At 60.9% G+C, this 21862-nt stretch carries 21 protein-coding genes; 14 read left to right on the top strand and 7 right to left on the bottom strand.

The features are described from left to right. Nucleotides 1–27: 27 nt before the first annotated feature. Both ACVWXC_RS08615 and ACVWXC_RS08610 read right to left on the bottom strand, forming a co-directional pair. On the bottom strand, nucleotides 28–720 hold the full coding sequence (locus tag ACVWXC_RS08615) for a queuosine precursor transporter (protein WP_011429014.1): 693 nt from the start codon (nucleotides 718–720) through the stop codon (nucleotides 28–30). Continuing rightward, nucleotides 720–1376: a response regulator gene (locus ACVWXC_RS08610; RefSeq protein WP_011429015.1), complete on the bottom strand. Its 657-nt coding sequence runs from the start codon at nucleotides 1374–1376 to the stop codon at nucleotides 720–722. The genes ACVWXC_RS08615 and ACVWXC_RS08610 overlap by 1 nt, the downstream gene beginning before the upstream one ends. A gap of 238 nt (nucleotides 1377–1614) precedes the next feature. Here ACVWXC_RS08610 and ACVWXC_RS08605 point away from each other — a divergent pair, with 238 nt between their 5' ends. The 13 genes from ACVWXC_RS08605 (at nucleotide 1615) to ACVWXC_RS08545 (ending at nucleotide 16734) form a co-directional block, all read left to right on the top strand. Further along, nucleotides 1615–2733: a class I SAM-dependent methyltransferase gene (locus tag ACVWXC_RS08605; protein ID WP_011429016.1), complete on the top strand. Its 1119-nt coding sequence runs from the start codon at nucleotides 1615–1617 to the stop codon at nucleotides 2731–2733. A gap of 152 nt (nucleotides 2734–2885) precedes the next feature. Continuing rightward, complete coding sequence (locus tag ACVWXC_RS08600) at nucleotides 2886–3344, top strand: hypothetical protein (protein WP_049749696.1); 459 nt, start codon at nucleotides 2886–2888, stop codon at nucleotides 3342–3344. Between the two features lie 113 nt (nucleotides 3345–3457). Then, nucleotides 3458–3802, top strand: coding sequence for an MgPME-cyclase complex family protein (locus ACVWXC_RS08595; protein ID WP_011429018.1), 345 nt, complete (start codon nucleotides 3458–3460; stop codon nucleotides 3800–3802). A 376-nt stretch (nucleotides 3803–4178) separates the two neighbouring features. Next, nucleotides 4179–5552 carry an MFS transporter gene (locus tag ACVWXC_RS08590; RefSeq protein ID WP_240527765.1) on the top strand — a complete coding sequence of 458 codons (1374 nt, stop codon included), beginning with the start codon at nucleotides 4179–4181 and terminating at the stop codon, nucleotides 5550–5552. A 182-nt stretch (nucleotides 5553–5734) separates the two neighbouring features. Beyond that, entirely contained in the window at nucleotides 5735–6925 is a 1191-nt protein-coding gene (locus ACVWXC_RS08585; protein WP_011429021.1) for a glycosyltransferase family 4 protein, read from the top strand. A gap of 101 nt (nucleotides 6926–7026) precedes the next feature. Then, a complete protein-coding gene (locus ACVWXC_RS08580; RefSeq protein ID WP_228375389.1) occupies nucleotides 7027–8766 on the top strand; it encodes a PP2C family protein-serine/threonine phosphatase in 1740 nt (579 codons plus the stop codon). A 93-nt stretch (nucleotides 8767–8859) separates the two neighbouring features. Next, nucleotides 8860–9078, top strand: coding sequence for a hypothetical protein (locus ACVWXC_RS08575; RefSeq protein WP_099812611.1), 219 nt, complete (start codon nucleotides 8860–8862; stop codon nucleotides 9076–9078). 131 nt (nucleotides 9079–9209) lie between these two features. Then, complete coding sequence (gene argH / locus ACVWXC_RS08570) at nucleotides 9210–10679, top strand: argininosuccinate lyase (protein ID WP_011429025.1); 1470 nt, start codon at nucleotides 9210–9212, stop codon at nucleotides 10677–10679. Between the two features lie 91 nt (nucleotides 10680–10770). After that, nucleotides 10771–11391 carry a hypothetical protein gene (locus tag ACVWXC_RS08565; protein WP_011429026.1) on the top strand — a complete coding sequence of 207 codons (621 nt, stop codon included), beginning with the start codon at nucleotides 10771–10773 and terminating at the stop codon, nucleotides 11389–11391. Between the two features lie 883 nt (nucleotides 11392–12274). After that, a complete protein-coding gene (gene wecB, locus ACVWXC_RS08560; protein WP_011429028.1) occupies nucleotides 12275–13402 on the top strand; it encodes a non-hydrolyzing UDP-N-acetylglucosamine 2-epimerase in 1128 nt (375 codons plus the stop codon). Nucleotides 13403–13608: 206 nt separating this feature from the next. Further along, on the top strand, nucleotides 13609–13833 hold the full coding sequence (locus tag ACVWXC_RS08555; protein WP_206336818.1) for an ureidoglycolate lyase: 225 nt from the start codon (nucleotides 13609–13611) through the stop codon (nucleotides 13831–13833). A 738-nt stretch (nucleotides 13834–14571) separates the two neighbouring features. Continuing rightward, the gene (gene ftsZ, locus ACVWXC_RS08550) at nucleotides 14572–15693 is read left to right on the top strand and encodes a cell division protein FtsZ (RefSeq protein WP_011429031.1); all 1122 of its coding nucleotides are present in this window, start codon (nucleotides 14572–14574) and stop codon (nucleotides 15691–15693) included. Nucleotides 15694–15762: 69 nt separating this feature from the next. Next, nucleotides 15763–16734 (top strand): D-alanine--D-alanine ligase, encoded by a 972-nt coding sequence (locus tag ACVWXC_RS08545; RefSeq protein WP_011429032.1) that lies wholly within the window; start codon nucleotides 15763–15765, stop codon nucleotides 16732–16734. 19 nt (nucleotides 16735–16753) lie between these two features. On the opposite strand, the gene ACVWXC_RS08540 is transcribed toward ACVWXC_RS08545, so the two are convergent. Continuing rightward, nucleotides 16754–17251, bottom strand: a complete 498-nt coding sequence (locus tag ACVWXC_RS08540) for a hypothetical protein (protein WP_041438022.1) — start codon at nucleotides 17249–17251, stop codon at nucleotides 16754–16756. Nucleotides 17252–17391: 140 nt separating this feature from the next. Here ACVWXC_RS08540 and bchM point away from each other — a divergent pair, with 140 nt between their 5' ends. After that, the gene (gene bchM, locus ACVWXC_RS08535) at nucleotides 17392–18057 is read left to right on the top strand and encodes a magnesium protoporphyrin IX methyltransferase (protein WP_011429034.1); all 666 of its coding nucleotides are present in this window, start codon (nucleotides 17392–17394) and stop codon (nucleotides 18055–18057) included. Nucleotides 18058–18108: 51 nt separating this feature from the next. Here bchM and ACVWXC_RS08530 read toward each other — a convergent pair whose 3' ends face one another. From ACVWXC_RS08530 to ACVWXC_RS08515, 4 genes are all read right to left on the bottom strand, one after another. Next, nucleotides 18109–18828, bottom strand: a complete 720-nt coding sequence (locus ACVWXC_RS08530) for a HEAT repeat domain-containing protein (RefSeq protein ID WP_011429035.1) — start codon at nucleotides 18826–18828, stop codon at nucleotides 18109–18111. 147 nt (nucleotides 18829–18975) lie between these two features. Next, nucleotides 18976–19722: a peptidylprolyl isomerase gene (locus tag ACVWXC_RS08525; protein ID WP_457392135.1), complete on the bottom strand. Its 747-nt coding sequence runs from the start codon at nucleotides 19720–19722 to the stop codon at nucleotides 18976–18978. Between the two features lie 72 nt (nucleotides 19723–19794). After that, a complete protein-coding gene (locus ACVWXC_RS08520; protein WP_011429037.1) occupies nucleotides 19795–20589 on the bottom strand; it encodes a hypothetical protein in 795 nt (264 codons plus the stop codon). Nucleotides 20590–20650: 61 nt separating this feature from the next. Continuing rightward, nucleotides 20651–21568 (bottom strand): DUF1517 domain-containing protein, encoded by a 918-nt coding sequence (locus tag ACVWXC_RS08515; RefSeq protein WP_041438024.1) that lies wholly within the window; start codon nucleotides 21566–21568, stop codon nucleotides 20651–20653. Nucleotides 21569–21862 lie beyond the last annotated feature (294 nt).

Here is a 21862-nt window from a genome sequence, read left to right as displayed (position 1 = left end):
CCGTCGGGGCAGCCATGGACGAATGAACTACCCAGATACGGACTGCATTCGGAAAGGGTTGAAGTCGGTTGCCACGTCAAAGTAGTCTTCCTGTTCTTGCTGCTTCAGCCAGCCGGTGATGACATAGGTCAGGGGCGTACAGACCGCCTCAACGGCACACTTGAACACGTAGTTGGAGACAATGAGGCTCATCAGACCGGGAAACACCCCCCAGAAGGCGATGAGAATAAACAGGCCCGTATCCACCGCCTGGCCCACCAGGGTGGAGCTGATGGTGCGTGTCCACAGCCAGCGTCCCCGCGTCCACACCTTCAGGCGGGCCAGCACATAGGCATTGGCAAAGCTGCCGCTCCAGTAGGCAATTAGGCTGGCCAGTACAATGCGCGGGGTAAGGCCGAGAATCTGTTTGTAGGCTTCCTGGTAGGGCCAGTCGGGGGCTGCCGGCAGGGATCCCACGATCATCAAGGTCGCCGACATCAGGGCCGCCGAGATAAATCCCAGCCAGATCACCCGCCGCGAGCGGGCATAGCCGTAGACCTCCGTGAGGATGTCGCCGAAAATGTAGCTGAGGGGAAAAAGGACGGTGCCGCCATCGAACGTAAACGGCCCCAAGAGCACGATCTTGGTGGAGGCGATGTTGGAGATCAGCAGCACAGCCACAAACAGGGCCGTCACCGCATCCAGGTGCCGATAGGCGCGCTCAAAAACCCTCTCAGACATCAGGATCCCCCCAACAGCTTGCGGATGTGCTTTAGCTCCTTGACGATCAAGGCCAAGCCCTGGCTGTGCCGTTCCACCTCGCTGGTGAGCTTACGGATCTGCTCTTCCAGGTTAGCGCTGTGGGATTCCTGACGCTCCAGGCGCTGGTTGAGATCAGAAAGCCGCGTCACCACTTCCCGCTGGATAAGGTTTTCCGTGCCTTGGATAAGCAGCGTCTCGATGGCGGTGAGCTTGTTCAAGAGCAACTGGGTGTTGGTTTCCGATCCCGGCTCTGCTGCCGCCGCAGGGGCTACTTGCAGGGCCTTTTGAATGCGAGCCAGAAGAGCCTCCGCCTCAAACGGCTTTTCAATAAAATCGAAATCGACAAAAGGCTCAGGGACGCGGGCTGTTACCTGCTCTTTCATCCCCGACATGATGATGACAGGGGTATTCTTCAGGCTCTCTTCCTGCCGGATGGCCTGCAATGTGTCATAGCCGTCCATCTTGGGCATGACAAAATCCAGCAAGATCAGGTCGGGGTGATGTTTTTTGGCAGCCTCCAGGCCCGCTAGGCCGTCTTTGGCCTCCAGCACCTGAAACTGGTCAGCCAAGATGCTGGCCACCATCTTGCGGATCATGATGCTATCGTCAATGACCAACACCGTCTTGGCTGTCATGCTCGGGCGCCCCCTTTTCCCAATCTACTCGACCTGCTCAGCCTCTTCCTCCAGCGCATGAAGCATCAGAGGCGTCCTTCCTGGGACACCAATAGAGTACTCTCCCTCTCAGGGAAGTGGAGTGTTTACAGCTCCAATTTCGCCGACTCTCCCAAGGCCCAGAACTTGCCGGTTTCGCATCGCTGCCTTGCTATAATCTAACGTAAACAAACATTAAGCATTCGCACCTTGCAGGGTTATGAGCTTACAGTTGAGCTCCGAGCTGTCGCTGCCGATCCCATCTCCAGTCGGAGAAGCTGCTTACCGCGCTTTTCAGTGGGGCAAAAATCTCTTTGGCTTTGCCCACAAGGCTCTCTCCACCCAGGCTTTGGAGCTGATGCTCTCTGTGCTCAGGGAGCTGCAAAGTTTTTCCTCTGGGAAGCCCCTACCGCCGCGGGAGCGGGTGAAGGTCAGCCCAGCTACTTTGCAAGAGTTGCGGGCTCGTTACGAACGGCTGCTACAGGTCGATTGGCAAGACGCTGAGGCAGGTTACTACCCTCACGCCCTTCTTTTCGATAACCCCTGGCTGGACTTTGCCCGCTACTACCCGCAGGTATGGCTGGATCTGCCGCAGATCACTCAGCGGGTACACAGCCGGCGCTACCAAGAGTTTTCTCCAGACATCTCCACCGAGGGCTATCCAAAATACTACCTGCAAAATTTTCATTACCAAACCAACGGTTACCTGAGCGACAGCTCGGCTGAGCTCTACGACCTGCAGGTGGAACTGCTGTTTGGTGGCGCGGCAGATGCGATGCGGCGACGGGTGATCCGCCTGCTCAAGGATGGTCTCGATCCTGCTCTATCCGACCCCCACATCCTCGACGTAGCTTGTGGCACCGGGCGCACGCTGCGCCTGCTGCGGGGATCCCTGCCCAAAGCGGCGTTGTACGGCCTGGATCTTTCCCCTGCCTATCTGCGCAAGGCCAACCGGCTGTTGCAGGAGTTGCCCGGGGAGCTGCCCCAGCTCATCCGCGCCAATGCCGAGGCCATGCCCTACGCCGACGCCACCTTTGATGCGGTTGTCAGCGTGTTTCTCTTCCACGAGCTGCCCGGCCCGGCCCGCCAAAATGTCATCAACGAGATGAGCCGGGTGGTGAAGCCGGGGGGCGCCATTGTCATCTGCGACTCGGTGCAACTGCTGGACTCGCCCGAGCTGGAGGAGACGATGGAAGCTTTTGTGCAAACCTTCCACGAACCCTACTACCGGGACTACATCCGCGACGACCTGGGGGTGCGCCTGCAGCAGGCAGGCTGTGAGGTGTTGCGCCGAGAAACCCACTACGTCAGCACTTATATCTTGGCCCGTAAGAGTTGAGCGCCCTTGCCAAAAGCTTAAGAGGGTAAGGAGATTCGCGGTCGCCTGGCCAAAGGCTGTATAGTAGTATCAGACACGAAACCTCGGATAAAAAGCTAGGTCATCAACGCCCTTAAGTGCAAGGCGTCAGAATCTTTTCTATACTTAGGCTCATGTCCCCTCCGTATGGATCCCTTCGTGCCGGCATCACTGCTCTCAAGCAGGAGCGCTACTTAGAGGCGATCAACCTCCTTGAGTCTTTCTGCTACTGCTGCTCGATTCACGAGAGCTCGCCCCGCCAGAAGGAGCGCAACGGTTCCAGGATAAACCCTGAGGAATGCGCTTTGGCGCGGGTAGCCCTGGTCATGGCCTATCAGGGCAGCGGCGACTTGGAGCGCTCGACCGCGCTCTGTCAGGAGCTGTTGGAGCAGGGGGAACCCTCCTCAACAACACCCCTCTGGGCGCAGGAATGGGCAGCTCAAGCTCTGCCCACCCTCAGGCAGGCTTCAGAGCAGTCTATGCCGCCTGAGGAGGTGATGGCGCGGCTGCCCGTCCCCCGGCAGTTGGAAGACTGTCAGACCCTGTGTAGCTCCCGCGATCCCGCCCCGCATTTACTCAAGTCTGCCAACTAATCCTGCCAGTAGGCTGAAGTTGGCAACTCTGGGTGAAGAGCCGACAGGAGAAGTTGTGTTTTCGCCAGGAGCGCGCCTCTAGGTGTTCGAGTCTCACATGTTAATCGTAGAGTATGCCTGCTGCTGAGCCCACCACCTACCACTTTATTGTTGCCAGTCTGTCTTTTTTGCGCTCTGAACCTCTGGAGGAAGTGCTGGAGGAGCGTCGCCGACACTACGAGGAGCACCATCGCTCCATCGATTTCTTTTGGGTGCCCCAGCCGGCTTTCATGGAAGCTCCAGAGCTGCGTCCCCTGCGCCACAAGTTAAAGGAGCCGCTGGGGGCAGTGGTCTCGACCAATGAGGATTTCATCCGTTGGCTGGCGGTGCGCCTCACTTTTGTGGAAAAGGGCAGCTTCGTGGCCCCCAGCGAGTCGATCCCGGATCCCTTGCGCTCCCTGTCCTTGGCAGAGGGTTGATGAGATCCTGCCGGCGCGACCGATGGGAGGTGTCGCCCCCTCCTCGAGACGGGCGCGCAAGTTTGATTGCGGGATGGGCCAAGATTAAGATCAGGGCACCTCTCTCCGTCCAGCAGCAGTGGCGGCACGAGCCGGCATGAAAAGCACCTGTCAGGGCCAAGGCGGGGGAGGGAGAAAGGTTACACGGGGCACTATGACTTTGGAGCGACGAGGGGATTGGCCGGAAGGGGAGGCGGAGGTCTGCCAGCGGACTCCTCATCTTCGGGATCTTCCTCCCACATTTCCTTCAACTGAGGTGCTAAAGTCGGAGGCCCCCCCACTTGAGCCGCCGGCAAGTCCTCCCTCCGGCTCGCTGGCGTGTTCGTCCGGGAATCCCTTGCCGGAGCCGCTCCCTGAGGATCCCAAAGACGACGGCCCAACCGAGAAGCTGAAGCAGGAGGATGCTGCTCTGGCCGGGCCAGGCCTGAGAAATTTCCTGGCCGTGCTGCGCCGACGCAATTTCCTGCTGCTGTGGATAGGGCAGGTGTTTTCCCAGTTGGCCGACAAGGTGTTGTTGGTGCTGCTGATTGGGTTGATCTCGAGGCAGTTTCAGCCGGAAGGGGCCTCCATCAGCGGCTGGGTGGCGGCGATCATGCTGGCTTTTACGCTGCCGGCGGTGTTGTTGGGCAGCCTGGCGGGGGTATTTGTGGATCGCTGGCCCAAGAAGGGGGTGCTGGTGCTCTCCAACGTGGTGCGCGGGATCCTGGTGCTGCTGTTGCCGCCGCTGCTCTGGCTGACGGCGGGGCGCAACCTTTGGCCAGGGATCCCTTTGGGCTTTGGCGGGCTGCTGTTGATTAGCTTTGCCGTGTCTGTTTTGACCCAGTTTTTTGCCCCTGCCGAACAGGCCACTCTGCCCCTGATCCTGCCCAGGCGGGAGCTGTTAGCGGCCAACTCCCTCTACACCACGACGATGATGGCTTCGCTGATCGCCGGCTTTGCCATCGGCGAGCCGCTGCTAACGCTGGCGGATCGTTGGGGGCGTGCGTGGTTGCCCGGCTGGGAGGTGGGGCCAGAGCTGTTGGTGGGGGGAGCCTACCTGTCGGCGGGAGCCCTGCTGCTGCTGTTGCAACCCCACGAGAAGCTGGAGCCCAGACCTTGGGAGGCTCCCCATCTCTGGGAAGATCTCAAGCTGGGCCTGGAATACATCGGGCAAATGCCCTTGATCCGCGCGGCCCTGCTGCAAATGGTGGTGCTCTACTCGCTGTTTGCGGCGCTGGCGGTCTTGGCGGTGCGCATGGCCGAGGTGACGGCGGAGCTGGAGGCAGATCAGTTTGGGGTGTTGCTGGCGGCTGCCGGCCTGGGCATGGCCATTGGGGCCTTTTGGGTGGGGCATACGGGCCGGCAGGTGAGCCGTCGCGCCTGGAGTGGGCTGGGATCCCTGTTGCTGTGTCTGTCCTTGGCGGCCTTGTCCTGGACGGAGGGGAAGCTGTTTCCCAGCTTGGCTTGGATTGCCCTGCTGGGCTGTGGAGGGGCGTTGGTGGCGGTGCCCATGCAAACCCTGCTCCAGGAGGAGACCCCCGAACATCTGCGCGGCAAGGTTTTTGGACTGCAGAACAATGCGGTCAACATTGCTCTCAGTTTGCCGCTGGTTTTGGCGGGGGTGGCGGAAACCTATTTCGGCCTTGCCTGGACGTTTCTCGGCCTGGCGGCCCTGACCGGGTCGGCGGGGCTGTACCTCTGGGGTCTGCTGGGCAGAGAGGGGCACAGATAAGTTTTTCTGCTGGATAGCTGCGACGTAGGGCTGGGTATCTGTCAATGCCTTGTCGGTCTGGGTTTCTCCCCTGAGAGGGGAGGAGCGGGCCGAGGTGGGATGCGAGTCTGCTACCCTTATAGAGGCTTTGGAATCGCACATCCCCTTGTAGATCAGCGTTCTGGCGCCGTAGGGATCCGCCCATGCACATCGCCTGGATAGGCAAGAAGGCACCTTTCTGTGGCAACGTCACCTATGGCCGTGAGGTGACCAACGGCCTCTTGGAGCGGGGACATCAGGTGAGCTTTTTCCATTTCACCAACGAAAGCCCCTCCCCCAGCCTGGAGGCGCCTGCTGTAGAGGGATCCCGTCCGGGGAGCCGTTGGCGTGCTGAGCTGGCGGGGCGGGATGTCTCCCTGCCCTGTCTGTACAAGTCGCAGATTTATACGATCCCAGCTCCCAACGCCAGGCGGCTGCTCACCCAGGCGCTGCGGGAGTTGCAGCCGGATCTGGTGCATGCCTCGCTGACGATTTCTCCCATCGACTTTGTCTTGCCGGAGATCTGTGCGGAGCTCAACCAGCCGCTGGTGGCCACCTTCCACCCGGCCTTCGACCGGCGGCGGCGCAACATTGCCTCCCGCACCCAATACCTGGCCTACCAGCTCTATGCTCCTTGTTTGGCCCACTACGACCGCACCATCGTCTTCTCGGAAACACAGCGGCAGATCTTGGTCAGGCTAGGGGTGAGCCGCGAGCAGGTGGTGGTCATTCCCAACGGCGTCGACGTGGATAAGTATTCGCCGGGGCCCTCCACCCTTAAGCAACGGTTGGGGCTGGAGCGGATCTTCGTTTACCAAGGGCGGATCTCGCCGGAAAAAAATGTGGAGGCCTTGCTCAAAGCCTGGAAGCAAGCTCAAATGGGCGAGAAGTGCGGCCTGCTCATTGTGGGGGATGGGCCGCTGCTCAATACCCTCAAGCCCTTCTACACCCGCCAGCACGGGATCCACTGGCTGGGCTACGTTGCCGACGAGCAGCAGCGCATCGAGATCCTGCGCGGATCCGACGTGTTTATCCTGCCCTCTTTAATCGAGGGGCTCTCTTTGTCGTTGCTGGAGGCGATGGCCTGTGGGGTGGCGGCGGTGGCCACCGACGTCGGGGCCGACGGCGAGGTTTTGGCCGATGGAGCCGGGATCCTGTTGGATCCGGCTCGGGTGACGGTGGAGCTGCAAACGCTGCTGCCCCTGCTGCGGGATCAACGGGAATTTACGCAACTGCTGGGGATGAAAGCCCGCCAGCGGGTGCTGGAGCGCTACACCCTCAGCCACAACCTCAGCCGGTTGGAGCAGCTCTACCAGGAGCTGTGCCGGGGATCCCGTCAGCGCCGCCGCGCCTAAGGAAGACTATTGGGATTGGGCTGAAACTTTTGCGACAAAGCTTTTGATATTTTTGCTAAACTGCATCGTTATGTTTCCAAGGGATTGCCTCTAAGTTCCCGATGGATGAGTACGGCCCGCAAAAAGCCTTTCCGGCGCAGCCCCCTGCCGGGCTGTCGGGTTCGTCCTGGACGGAGTCTTTGCTTGCCCAAGGCGCGGACAGAAACTCCTTTCCCGCCAACGTTCCGGCTGCGTCGCTGCCGCCCACCGACGAGCAGGGCGATCTGCGCTCGGCCCAAGCTGGCCCAGATGGGGATCCCGCCGGTGCGCCCAAGGCGGCCTCGGAGGAGAGAAAGCTGACGGAAGTGAAACCGGCCATCTTGCCCGCCCCGCCGAAGCCGGAGCCGGTGGCAGAGCTGGGGACAGACCAGCAGCCGATGCTGTATTTGCTGGGGGGATTGGCCTTTGCCCTGCGCTCCTTCAACAACCTGAACCAGATCCTAGAGCTCACGGCTTTTGTGGCCAGCCAACTCACCGCTGCCGACGGCGGCGCGCTGGTGTTGTTCAACCCCAACGGCACCATCCAGCTAGATCAACTGCATTGTTCGGACCTCGACCGCCGCGAGCAGATTCGCGCCGAGATGGAGCAGATCGCCCAAGCTCTGTCTGCGCAGGAGCCCATTTTAAAAACCGAGGGATCCCTGTCTGTGAAGATCCCAGCCCTGGAACATCTCTTGGACGAGCGCCTGCGCCAGAGTCTGGGGCCAGATGTCCGCCTGTTCGGGACGCCGCTGTTGATTCGCAGCTCCGTCCAGGGGCGCCTGTACGTCTTCAGCCGTCAGCCCGGCTACCAGTGGAATGAACGTCGCCAACAACTGCTGCGGTTGGTGGCTGACCAAGCGGGCGTGGCCATCGAGAACGAGCGCTTGACGGCGGCCTTGCGCCGCAAAATGGCCCTGGAAAAAGAAATGGAGATCGGCTCCTACATCCAGACCCAACTGTTGCCCCGCCAGTACCCCCAGGTTCCGGGCATTCGGCTGGCAGCCCGCTGCCGTGTGGCCAGCAAGGTGGGGGGCGATTACTACGATTTCATTAAGATCCCCAGCGAGCGACCGGAAAACTCTAGGGCCGCCGCCGATGAGCCGGTTGGATCCCTGGCCCCTTCCCCTGAGCCATCCGAAGACTTTCGCCTGGCCATCGTAATTGGGGACGTGATGGGCAAAGGTGTCCCTGCCGGCATGTTGATGAGCATGACCCGCGCCATGGTACGGGCAGAAGCCCTCAACCGCCACTCGCCGGCCCGCGTTCTCCAACATCTCAACCGGGCCATGTACAGCGATCTGGAGAACTCCAATCGCTTTATCAGCCTGTTCTACTCAGAGTACGATCCCCGCTCCCGTCGCCTCTGTTTCAGCAACGCCGCCCACAACCCCACCCTCTGGTGGCGGGCCCGCAGCCGCGACATCCAGCCCCTCGACACAGAGGGAGCGCTGATCGGCTTGGAGGAACACAGCCAATACTCGGAAAGCTGCGTGCACCTGCAGCCGGGAGATGTTGTAGTTTATTATACCGATGGCTATGTCGAGGCCGCCAATACCCGCGGGGAGCGGCTGGAGACTTCAGGTCTGATGGAGGCCATCCAGCGGGCTGCCAGTCGCTACGAGTCGCCCGAGGAGATCCTGGAGAACCTTTTTGAGCAGATGGACGCCTTCCGGGGCCGCCAGGGATCCCACCCTGTTGTCCCAGGGCCGCCAGTGGATGCAGGGCTCTTGTTTCAGGATGAGATTTCCCTGCGGCCTGAGCCGGTGGACGATACGACGCTGGTGGTGTTGAAAGTACTGCCCGATTCTGAGCCAACCTAGCTACGAAGGTTCAAACTAAGGGTACCCTCTAGCTAGGGAGGCCACTTAGGTGGCGGCCCGCTTTCCCAGTTGACCTTTGCCTGAGGTACATGCATGCACTCCACTGCTTCTGGCTCTGAGCCCTCCTTAGTTTACTTGCCGGCCTCGCCGGCCTTGCAGACGGAAGCGATCGTCGCCCAGGTGTTCCGGCAGGACGTGCTGGGCGATATCCGCAAGGGCTGGAACAACTTCGTGGAATCGGGCCAAATTTGGGCCCTTTTGATAGGGATCGTGGCAGGCTACATGCTCAAGAGCATCACCAGCTCTCACTAAAGGCGGTGGCGCCCGGATTCCCTGGCCCCAAGGTGGCGGCGTTTTGGCTGTCGTTGCCTTGCTTGCTCTTTTCCGCCTCAACTGCAACCAAGTCTTTCTGTGGTGGTCATCTCTCTCCCCGTTCCAAGCCCATGGCTAAGCCGACGGCACCTTCCACCCCGCGCCCCTGGAGCGGACGCTTTGCGGGATCCCTCCACCCTAGGATTGCCCGCTTCAACGCCAGCATTGGCTTCGACATTCGCCTTTTGCCCTACGATGTGGCCGGATCCCTGGCCCATGTGCAGATGCTGGGGGCCTGCGGCATCTTGAGCCGCGAAGAGGCAGAGCAAATTCGGCAGGGGCTGGAGCAGATCGAGAAGGAAGTTGCCGAGGGCATCTTCCAGCCTGACCCTGAGGCGGAAGATGTCCACTACGCCGTCGAGCGCCGTCTGGTGGCCTTGGTGGGGGAAGTGGGCAAAAAACTGCACACGGGGCGCTCCCGCAACGACCAAGTGGCCACCGACCTGCGCCTCTACCTGCGGGATGAAATCGACACCATCCGGCAGGCTCTCTGGGAGCTGCGGGGGGTTTTGTTGGACTTGGCCAGCCAGCATGTGGAGACAATCCTGCCCGGCTACACCCACCTGCAGCGGGCCCAGCCCATCAGCTTGGCCCACCACCTTTTGGCCTATGAAGAAATGCTCTGGCGGGACTGGCAACGGTTGGGACGGGTGCGGGAAGAGGTCAACGTCTGTCCCCTGGGCTCCGGGGCCTTGGCCGGCACTTCCTTGCCCATCGACCGGCAACTGGTTGCTCATCTGCTGGGCTTTGAGCGCATCAGTGCCAACAGCCTAGACGCCGTCAGCGACCGGGACTACCTGGTGGAGTTCCACGCTGCCGCCAGCCTGATCTTGGTGCATCTCAGCCGTCTCTCGGAAGAGCTCATCCTCTGGGCCACCCAGGAGTTTGGCTTTGTCGCCCTCACCGATGCCTGTGCCACGGGCTCCAGCCTCATGCCCCAGAAGAAGAATCCCGATGTGCTGGAATTGGTGCGGGGCAAGACAGGGCGGGTGTTCGGCCATCTCCAAGCTCTGCTGGTCACCTTGAAGGGGCTACCCCTGGCCTACAACAAAGATTTGCAAGAGGACAAAGAGGGGCTCTTCGATACCGTCGATACTGTGAAGGCTTGCTTGGAGGCGATGACCATCCTGCTGCGGGAAGGGATCCAATTCCAAACCCAACGCATGGAGGCCGCGGTGCAGGAAGACTTCTCCAACGCCACCGACGTGGCCGACTATCTGGTGCGAAAAGGGATCCCCTTTCGCGCCGCCCACGATCTGGTGGGTCAGATCGTGCGTACCTGTGTGGCAGAGGGAATTCTGCTCAAAGATCTGCCCCTGGAGCGGTGGAAAAGCTTTCATCGAGCCTTTGAGGAGGATATCTTTGCGGCCATCGATCCCCGCCAGGTGGTGGCCGCGCGGCTCAGCGCTGGAGGCACTGGCTTTGCGGTGGTGCGGGAAGCCTTGCAACGGGCCCAGGCCCGCTACCAACAGACAGAGCCGGCAGAAGAACCCCCGCTGCCCCCCTCCTCACCTGGCTCTGGGCTGCCCTTGGAGAGCTGAGCAGCGGCCCTGCCTCCATTCCCGCTTGCCCCCTCTGTCCGCGACCCCAGAGCGACCTCCCAGCCATTGGCCTTGAGAAAGCGGAGGAAGGATGCGATCCCAAGCCATCTCCCCACCCCCCTCTGCCCTGGGAGAAGTGGTGGAGGCCAACACCACCACCCTTGTGGCCCAGTGCCTAGAGCCAGAACGCCTGAGCTTCCCGCCCCTGCCCGCCCTCGGCAGTTGGATCCGCTCGCAAGACGAGGAGACCGGCAACTGGATCTATGGAGTGGTCTGCTATGCCGCCATCACTCCCATCGACACCGTTCACCGTCCCAGGGCCTTGGGCCTCTCCCCCCGGGAACTGCGGGAGCAGCAACCCCAGATTTTCGCCATGTTGCGCAGCGATTTCCGCGCTGCCATTGTCGGCTTCGTTGGCGGGGGGCGGGTTTATCAGTATCTGCCGCCGCGTCCGCCCCAGATCCACCAGCCAGTTTACCCCTGCTCTGAAAGCGAGGTAAGGGAGTTTTGCCGCTCTTTTGAGTTTTTGCGCACCCTGCTGCGTGTCAACGGGATCCCCAGCGACGAGTTGGTGGCCGCTGTCATCCGTCAGACTTACCGAATCTTGAACCGGGATCGCCACTGGTTGGTGCAAGCAGGGCGGCAGTTGAGCTCGCTGTTGCGGGACGACTACGAATACCTTAGCGCAATTTTACGAAAGATTGAAGCCTAAGCGAAGAAGTATTGAGAATAGTCCTGAATCCCGCCGAAATTTCATCTGAGAGTGATAGCCTGAGGCGAAATCCTTGTGAATCATCCCTTTTGTACCCCATTGCTTGCGTCAAAATGTTTAACAAATTTAATCCCTCTGACAAACCCTCCAAAGGCAACTGGGCAGGTCGCACTTTTTCTGCTGCTGTGGGCGCTTCGCTGGCAGCGGCTGTTTGCATGGCTCATGGCCAGCCGCCCTTTATATCGCTGCTAGTGGCCAGTTGTGCAACGGTGTTTACCCTCGTTTGTGATGAGATGGGCTGGATATAGGCTCGGGGTCAGCTTTGGGCTCTCAGCCCCTCTGAGGCAACCATCGAACGACATGCAAGATACCCACGGATCAAACGCCGCTAAGAGTCTCTCCGCCCCTGCGCAATTTGTTTCGGCGAGCCATAGCCCTCGGCAAGCTATTGGAGGGCAGTAGAAGAGGGCGGATACGGATTCCTGTCTCTCCAGGCTTTTGGCTGGATCTAGAGGCCCTGGTAACTGTCCCCGGCCCGGCAGCCTCTGGGCCCACTTGGGCGAGGTGGGCAGGGAGCGAGCAGCGCTGTTTGGTTTTGATGTTTTTTGCCGGATCCCTGCCCAGGGCTGGCTTCGGCGAAGCAAAAGGTAGAGCAATCGGGGGTTAAGATCGGGGGGAGCGCCCTCTGCTGGTTTCTCTTTGCCTATAGTTGGCCCCGGAAACATCCCCATCTACAGAGGCTGTGCTGCCGTAACTTGAGAACCAGGCAGGCGGGAGCCTCCGATCCCAGTCAGGGCCTTTCCAAAACCCGATTTGACGGCCGATCTGTCTGGAGCGGGGCCAGAGTTGCTCGCTTCCCCCAGGCGCCGATGCCCTTGAGCCTATGACCTCCCTTCCTCTGGTTTCTGTGATCTTGGGCACGCGGCCCGAAGCCATTAAGCTGGCTCCGGTAATCCAGGCCCTGCGGGCCAGTCCCCACCTGCGCACCGAGGTGATCCTGACAGGGCAACACCGGGAGATGGTGGATCAGGTGATGCGGCTCTTCGGCCTACGGGCGGATCGGGATCTGGAGATCATGCGTCCCCGCCAAAGCCTGACCGACATCACCGAAGCCACCCTGCGGGGTCTAGAACCCTACTTGCAGGCGCAGCGGCCCCAACTGGTTTTGGTGCAGGGCGATACCACCACCGCCTTTGCCGCTGCCCTGGCTGCTTTTTACCAACGCATTCCAGTAGGCCATGTGGAAGCCGGCCTGCGCACCGACGATCTCTACCACCCTTTTCCCGAAGAGGCCAATCGCCGTCTCATTTCTCAGTTGGCCAGCCTGCACTTTGCTCCCACGCCGCAAGCGGTGGATAACCTGAAGCAAAGCCGCGTGATCGGCTCTATCTATTGCACGGGCAACACCGTCATCGATGCCCTGCTACAGGTAGCTGCGCTTGGGATCCCCTGCCCCATCCCTGGCTTGGACTGGGGGCGCTATCGGGTTTTGTTGGTTACTGTGCACCGGCGGGAAAACTGGGGGGATCCCTTAATAGCCATCGGCCAGGCTCTGCTGCAGATTTTGGCGGAGTTCCCCGACACGGCCCTCCTCTTGCCTCTCCACCCCAACCCCGCGGTGCGAGAGCCCCTGCAGGCCCTGTTGGGATCCCGGGAGCGAGTTTTTCTTACCGAGCCCTTGGACTATCCCTGCTGGGTCAGCGCCATGCAGCGCTGCACTCTCATCCTCAGCGATTCCGGCGGCATTCAAGAAGAGGCGCCAGCTTTGGGCAAACCGGTGCTGGTGCTGCGGCAGACCACCGAGCGCCCTGAGGCGATTGCTGCCGGCACCGCCCGCCTGGTGGGCGCCCATCCCGAAAAGATCCTGGAGGCGGCCCGAGAATTGCTCACGGATCCCCAGGCCTACGCCCGCATGGCCCAGGCTCAAAACCCCTTCGGCGACGGCACCGCTGCCAGGCAAATTTGCCACATCATCGAGAGGCAGTTTAACTCGCCCAGCTCACCAGAATAAGGCCCGCAGAGACTCAGACTGGGGTGAGAAAACCGTTGCCTGCTCCTCCCTTTCTTCGGCTGCCCCGAAAAAAACTAGGATCGACTGCTGGTACACCGGCAAAGCCGTCATCCGCACCGCCAAGATCCTGCCCGGCTACCCGGCCGTGCTCTGCCGGAGCGCCACCTGCGTATGTGTTTATAGCCTTGGGACAGGAGCCATTCATCATGGTCATGGCTCCCCCCAAAACCCTCCCCGACCTAGACAAAGTGCAAGCCCTGCGCTTCCCCCCTGGGCACGGGCTGCTGCTGCACCGCGGCACCTGGCACGCTTTCCCTCTCGCCTGCGAGCGCCCCGTTGTGGTGCTGACTGCCAACTCCGACGAAGTGGTAGAGGCCCTGGCCAGCAGGACGACGGCGCAGGATCAGGGGGATCCCTGTGCCAGCGGCTGAACGCCGAGATCCATTTGCAGCCGCTCTAAGCCCATGGCGCGGATCCCCGACGGCACCCCCCCACCGGCTCTTTCGGCGCAGAAGCCTTCGGCTTTAGCCGTGGGGTAGTTTGCAGAATACCCAAACCTCAGCATTAAAAATCGGCAAAAATTGGCGGTTGGTCTGCCAGGCTCGAATTGGGAGGGGTGAGTATTCTCGAATACTCCGAAAAGAAAACGCAAAGTTAGCTTTTAGGCAAGCGCAAGCTCAGCTCCGACCGAAGCGCGCTGGGGGCAACAGTTCGTCCTAATTTGGGCTCTATCTACTAGGTGTTCGGGAATACGTACCCTTCGATAGGAACCTCGCTTGTACAAAAGAGGAAGCTTAACTGCGAGAGAAGATTCATAGGCAAAGTACGAAACATGAAAGCGCCCAGATTATCCGGATGAGGCTCTTTTTGGGGGCCGCATCCGCCTAGCTAGAAGATCCGCAAACGTCTTCACCGTTGGCATCTGAAGAGAGTTGCCTTATATTAAATCAGCTAGCATGTTCGATATTTGCCAGAATTAAGCTATCTTGAGGGCTGACATGCCATCTAACCATTGGTCAGACTTCCATCCTCCCAGTCCTGGGCAAGGCTTGGAGCAAACTCAGTCAACGCCTTCCCATTGGAGTGAGCGCTACACGGGGGAGGACTCTCAGGTCGAGTATGAAAGAAACGGAGCCCAGACCAAGGCAGCGGCTCATCCAGAGGAGAACATGCTGAGCAATGCCGCGAAAATTAAGGTGGTGGGCGTGGGGGGTGGAGGTGGCAACGCGGTCAGTCGGATGGCGGCCAGCAACCTCAAGGGTGTTGAGTTTTGGAGTATCAACACGGATGCTCAGGCCCTTGCGCAGTGCTCGACATCAACGGTGAACCGCCTGCAAATCGGGCAAAAGTTAACCCGCGGGCTGGGGGCAGGCGGCAACCCGGCCATTGGTCAGAAAGCCGCCGAAGAGTCCAGCGAAGAAATTGCAGCGGCTCTCAAAGGGGCAGATTTGGTCTTTATTGCCGCCGGCATGGGAGGGGGCACGGGCACCGGTGGAGCCCCTATCGTCGCCCAGATTGCCAAGGCCAGCGGTGCCCTGACGGTGGGGGTGGTGACGCGGCCTTTTTCCTTTGAGGGCAAGCGGCGCACCAAGCAGGCCGAAGAAGGGATCCAAGCGCTGCAGGAGGCGGTCGATACCCTGATCGTGATCCCCAACGACAAGCTGCTCTCGGTGATCTCTGAGCAAACTCCTGTGCACGAGGCTTTTCGCGTCGCGGACGATGTCTTGCGTCAGGGGGTGCAGGGCATTTCGGATATCATCCTCATCCCCGGCATGATCAACGTGGATTTTGCCGACGTGCGCAGCGTGATGGCCGATGCCGGCACTGCCTTGATGGGCATTGGCATGGGATCCGGCAAGTCCCGCGCCCGCGAAGCTGCCATTACCGCCGTCTCCTCTCCCCTTTTGGAAACTTCCATCGAAGGGGCCAAGGGCGTGCTCTTCAACATCACCGGCGGGCTGGATCTGTCGTTGCACGAGGTCACGGTAGCCGCTGAGATTATCGCTGAGGCAGTGGATCCAGAAGCCAACATCATCTTCGGCACCGTCCAGGACGAGCGCATGCAAGGGGAGGTGCGCATCACCGTCATCGCCACCGGTTTTGACGGATCGCGGTCGGCTGCCGCTTCTGGATCCAAAGCCTCGGTCGCCAACAAGGGGGGGGTGGGGACGCGTAGGACCACTGCCTCTGGCTCTGAGCCACCGCCTCGACAGCCCCCTGAGCCTGAGCCCCCTGCATCCGGGGGCTTGGACATTCCCGAGTTTTTGCGCCGCCGCCGTCCTCCTTCGTAGGTTAGAGTGAGGGAATGCGGCTATCCTGGTGCCGGTTGCTGGGAGTGGGGAGTGCTTTGGGGTTAAGCCATGAACATTGTTATCTTGGCAGGGGGTCGTTCGGCAGAACGTCAGGTTTCTTTGGTAACGGGCAAAGCCTGTAAGCGGGCGCTGGAGGATCTGGGGCATCGGGCGAAGTTGATCGACCCCGAGGAGGATCTGCCGCTGCGCCTTTGGCAGGAACGGCAGGCAGGCTGCGACTTCGTCTGGATTGCCCTGCATGGCCCCGGCGGTGAGGATGGGGTGGTGCAGGGGATGCTGGAGTGGCTGGGCTTGCCCTATCAGGGATCCGGGCCGTTGGCCAGCGCTCTGGCCATGGACAAGCTGGTCTCCAAGCAGATCTTTCGGGCCGAAGGGATTCCCACTCCTGAGTGGCTGGTCTGGGATGAAGCGCAGCCGCTCTCCTGGGCCGAGTGTGTGGCGCGTTTGGGATCCCCGCTGGTGGTGAAGCCCAGCAACAGCGGCTCGACGGTGGGGATTAGCCTTGCGCGGGATGAGGTGTCGTTGGCTCAGGGGCTGGCGTTGGCCAGCTCGGTCTCCTCGCGGGTCTTCCTGGAGCGCTACATTCCCGGCAAGGAGATCACCCTCTCCATTCTCTCAGGCCAGGTTCTCCCGGCCATTGAGATCATCCCTGCCCAGGGAGATTTTTACGATTACGAAGCCAAGTACGCCCCCGGCGGCTCACGGCATTTGATCCCCTGTTCCCTCAGCGCGGCAGGGCTGGCCCGCTGCGAGGCGGCAGGGCTAAGGGCCTATCGGGTGTTGGGATGTGAAGGTCTGGCGCGGGTGGATCTGCGGGTGGATGCCGACGAGAACCCTTGGGTGCTGGAGGTGAACACCCTGCCCGGGATGACCCCCACTTCGCTTTGCCCAGAGGCGGCGGCAGCTCTGGGCTGGACGTTTACGGAGCTGGTGGAGCGGATGCTGCAGGATGCCCTGCAGAGGGCGGCATTGACTCGCTCGGCCCCGTCTGGATCCCGGCCTTCGCCACAGCCGGCCTGATCCCCAGCCAGACTGCTTTCTAGAGAAAGAAAAGAAGCAAAACCGCCACCGCCATCCCGACCATCAGCACTGCTCCTGCCGGCCACAGCCAGGCAATAGGGGATCCGCCTTTGCCAGCAGCTTTTTGGCCGGGACCCTTTTCTTTGGGCTCAGGCTGGGGGCCGGCGGAATCGGGAGCAACCAGCGTTAGATCCTGCAGCAGCCGGTTGCCTTGCTTTTCCAGCACGAGCGTGGTCTCCTCAGCGCTCAAGAGAGGATCCCGCAGCGGCTGGGTTTGCTGCCACTCGTATTCGGAATGTCCTGACGCTCGCCCATAGACCGTCACCTGCTCCAGGCCGGATAGGCCCAACGCCTCCAGCGCGGCTCGCACCTGTTGGGTGAGATGGGGATAGTCGAGCTGGGTTTGCGGGGAGCGGTTGAGGAGAACGTGCAGGTGAGCCTGGCGACGCTTGACGGCGATCTTGACAGGGACGGCCAAGCGAGCCTGCAACGCCTGGGCAATCTCAGCTTCCGTCATTGAGTTTTATTCCAGTGAAGGCAAGTTAATTCTAATACAGCCATGGGACAGGCGCTGGGAGTGGCGGCAGCGGCTTCGGGGTAGAATGTATCCGCATCGGCAAGGAAGGCCCCTGAGGAGGTCGTGTAGCTGGAAGTTCTATGCAAGAAAAAGCCATTGTCCGCAATTACTTCAACACCGTCGGTTTCGAGCGCTGGCGGCGCATCTACGGCAACGAGGAAGTCAATTTTGTCCAGAAAGATATTCGACTGGGCCATGCCCGCACAGTCGAGACGGTGTTGCAATGGCTGGGGGATCCCTCCGGTCTGCGCATTTGCGATGCCGGCTGCGGAGTGGGCAGCCTTAGCTTGCCTTTGGCCGCCCGAGGGGCGCAGGTGTTTGCCAGCGACATTTCCGAGCAAATGGTCAACGAAGCGCGTCGCCGCCAACAGATGGAGCTGGGATCCACAGACAACCCCCAGTTTCAGGTTTTGGATTTGGAGGAACTGACGGGGGAGTACGATGTCGTCGTCTGCCTGGATGTGATGATCCACTATCCCGAAGCCGACGCCCTGCGCATGCTCAACCACCTAACTTGCCTGGCCCGCTCTCGCCTGATCTTCAGTTTTGCTCCCAAAACCCCCTGGCTGACGCTGCTGAAGAAAGTAGGGGAGTTCTTCCCTGGCCCCAGCAAAACCACCCGCGCCTATCAACACCGCGAGGCGACGTTGGTGGGCCACCTGGCCGAGTGGGGCTGGAAAGTGCAACAACGCCGAACCATTCGAAGCCGCTTCTACTTTGCCTGGCTGCTTGACCTGGTTCGCTGAAGCCGTCGCTCCTAGCTTGCTCTGGGGCCGAGCTGCCTGGGCTCGACCAGGTCAGTCGAAGTTACCCAGTTTTTCCAGCAAATCCGGATCTGCCAGCTTTTGCAGGGCAAGTCGCGCATCATCCTGGACTCCCCAGTCAGGGTCGCCGCTGGCGCTGGCCAGCAACTGCTTGGTGAGCATTTGATAGAGAGCTGTATAGGGCGTCGCCGGCTTCAGATGTTGCCCTAGGATCCCTAGGCTCCAGGCGCAGTTGCCGCGGACTGCCGCCACCGGATCGTGGGCCAAGCCCCGACAGAGGGCTGCCGCCACCTCTTGCAAGGCCGGGCCGGGCAACACCTGAGCTTGGGCCAATTGTCCGAGGGCGCTGGCCGCCCACAGTCGCACGGCTGTGATATCTCCGGCCAATACTTCCAGCAACACCGGATAGGCCCGCGGATCCTTGGCATTGCCCAGGGCCCACACCAACCCTTTGCGCACATAGCCATTCCAATCCCGGCGCAAGCTGTCGATCAGCAGCTCCACCTCACAGGGATCCGAATTTCGACCTAGGGCATAGGCCGCCCCTACCCGCACCAATGGGCAGGGATCCCTGAGCAGAGCCAACAGGGACGGCACGGCACGGGGCTCTTCGATCTCACAGAAGGCGCGGGCCGCCTGCATCCGCAAACGGGGATCCGGATCCTGCAACTGCTGCAGCATCCGCTCCACATCTACCTCCGGCGGCGAGTGAGGTGGCAGCTCGTCTAGGGGAGAAAAGGCATCTTGGTACATGAAGGGGCGCGGGCAGATTGGTGCCGTTGGCGGGGAGGGCAGGAGCACGAAAATCTCTTCTCCCCAGGCAAAAGGCCAGAATGAAGGCGGAAAAAGCAGCCAAGCAAGCAAATCCTGGCTGCAGCCCATCATAAGCCGCCGAGGTCCCTAGTTTGCAGTTGAATCTGGAGATCCGGGAACCTGCAGCAAGTCCGCTCCTTCCAGCACCCGCGCCGAGCGGATCACATCCCCCACCTGCAGGCGCTCCACCCACTCCATGCCACTGGTGACATAGCCGAACACCGCATAGCGCCCATCCAGGATCGGCAGAGCAGAGAGGGCGATGTAAAACTGGGAAGAGGCCGAATCCAGCGGGCTAGAACGGGCCATGGCCACCGCGCCCAAGCGATGGGGCAAGGCCAGCTTGCTCAGGGCGATGGGATCCTCAATCAAGGTGTTGTAGCGGGGGTGAGGCTCCCCACGCACCTGAATCTCCAAAGGGATGGTGCGCAGGCGGTTGCTGCCCGGCTCGGTAGCGCCACCGGTGCCATCTCCCCGCGGATCCCCTCCTTGCACCACAAAAGGTTGGGGATTTTTCTCCACTCGATGGAAGGTGAGACCGTTGTAAAAGCCCCGCTGCACCAAATCCACAAACTGGCCAGCCGTGAGGGGCGCCTCCTCCCCGTGAATCTCCAAGATCACCTTGCCCGCTCCCTCAGCAGTTTGCACCTCTAGCTCCACCAGCGCCTTGCCCTGCAGTTGCGGGCGATGGGCGTAGGCCGGTGGGATCCCCGATGGAGAGCCAGAGGAGGGGAGCGCACGGCGACAAGCGAACAGACCAAGACAGAGGTACCCCAAAGCCAAGCCCAACCCCACTCTACAGCGGCTCATTCGCCCCAGCTTGGTAAATTGCATCTGCCCCTTCTCCCTTTTTCGATTTGATCCAACTTTCCACAGGGATCCCTCTCCAGATGTCAAGAGAGATATCTAGAGCCGTTGCGACAACCCCAATTGCAAGGTGACGCTTTGAGCGCCATTGCTTACCCTCACCCCGTAGGGGCTGATGGAGGTGACCCGCCACTCTGCTTTCACCGCCTGGCCAACCGGCACCTGTCGCACCACGTTGTCGATCAGAATCAGAGCCTTGGGATCGCCCGGATCGTGGATCAACCCCACCAGCTTCATCTGCGGCGGCGGTTGAGGCGGGATCCGCACCGGCGCAGACCTGAGGGAGGGAGGAGAAGCGCTGGTTGCCGCTGCAGGGGTAGGAGCGGTGGCCGCTGGCGGCCTTACGGGGGTTGTTTTCGCCTCTGGCTCGGCTAAGGTGATCCTAGGTGGCTCCTGAGACGAAACTTCCTCAGAGGGATCTCGAGGAGTTTTACCTCCCGCCTCTGGGGGCCGAGATGGTTCCTGTTCCTGGGCCAGCCGGAAATCCGAGTTGGGAGAATCGGAGGCCTCAGTCACAGGATCCCTCAGCCAAGGAGAATTGGCCTGAGAAAAGACTCCCGCCCGGCGGCGCAGGGTCGTCCAGAAGGCTAGCCCTGCTACCAGAGTGGCCGCCAAGGCCAAACCCAGTAGGATCCCTGAGGCCATAGAAGAGCGCCGCAAAGGCAGCGGCGGGCGCGTGCCCCAATAGGGGTACTCTTCCACCAGCCCTTCTTCAAGGCTGTGCTCCAAATCCTCAAGCAGCTCATCCAGCAGGGAATCTGCTTGACTCTTGTAACGCAATACAGCCCAAGGAGAACGACGGCTCCTGTCTGCCGAAGCATCAAACCCGGACATAGAACCTCCCTTGGCGGCGAGACCCCTAGCCGACAGCAGCCGTCTCCTCACTCCAGCGCTCTCACAGGAGCCGCATTTCCGGGTACTCGGTCAACAGCGCCTCTGCCGACAGGGTGTCTCCTTCCAACTGCGGCGTCCACAGCACTTCGATCGCCACAATTCGCTCCGCCGGAATGGAGGCCAACTGCAGCAGGCACTGCCGCAGATCCGCCGCAGATTTAACTACAGGTAGTGTACCTAAGTTGCCGCGATACGCAACTAGTAGAGTAACGACCAGATACTCGCCGACATCCGGGATCCCGGCAGCAGCGCGTTTAAGGACCGCTTGGGGAACCTGTTGGATTTGGTTGTTGCGGTTGCTGAGGGTTTCGGCGCTAAACTTGCTGCGCTCTTGCAAAGAGGCTTGGTAGAACAGAGACTCGGCGCGGGAGAGAGGCAGCTTCTCTGCTTGGGCATGGCCATAGGCCCAGTAGTCGCTGTAGCGCATCAAGCCGAGGGTGACCTCTTGCAGGAGTTGGCTCAGCCCTTCCGGCGATTGGGTATCCGCTTCCAGAGCCAGGGCGTTCATGTCTTTTTGCAGTTGCCGGGCGCTGGCCAGCAGGCCCACTTTCACCTGAGCCAGGGTTACTGGCGGGTCAGCAACCCCCTCGTCGCCATCTTCGGAAACAGCCGAGCGCAGGCTGCGCACCAGAAAGCTACCTGCCCCGATGAGCAGCAGCAGTGTCAGCAGGCCGCCACCACCACCCCAGAAAAAGGGCACCACCAGGGGAAAGCCGAACCCCCCTCCATAGCTGGGGTACACCGGAGCCGAGCGGGGGCCAACGGAGCGGGGGGCAGAGAAGGTCGGAGAGCGGAAAGAGCCACCGCCAATGCGACCACCACTGCGCGCCCAGACGGCACTGACGGGGGCCAAGGCCAAGATCAAAGCCAGGGCAATGGCCAGCAGGGGCCGGCAGCTTCGACTGATTCGTTTCAGCATGTTCACGTGTCCATCACGGGGCTAGTCTTCCTCAATTGTATGCTCTTTCCTTAGACAGCAGAGGGCAGGGATCCGAACCTTTTAGCGGGCTATTTGAGCCATTGCTTGTGAATCCCCACCGATTTACTCCTCAGCATCCAACTCAGGATTACTTCAATCTGGCCCATCGAGACTATCGACGGAGGCGACCGCAGTCTTGACACTCCCACCGCCTGAAGGCGGGGGATTCTTACGCAGTCCACAAAAGAACCCGTAACGGCGTTGTCAAAGCGCCTCTAGACAGTTCCTTCACGC

This window comes from Thermostichus sp. OS-CIW-20 (assembly GCF_054061455.1).
Note: the sequence above shows the minus strand (reverse complement) of the source record. Positions and strands in the feature narration are given on the sequence as shown.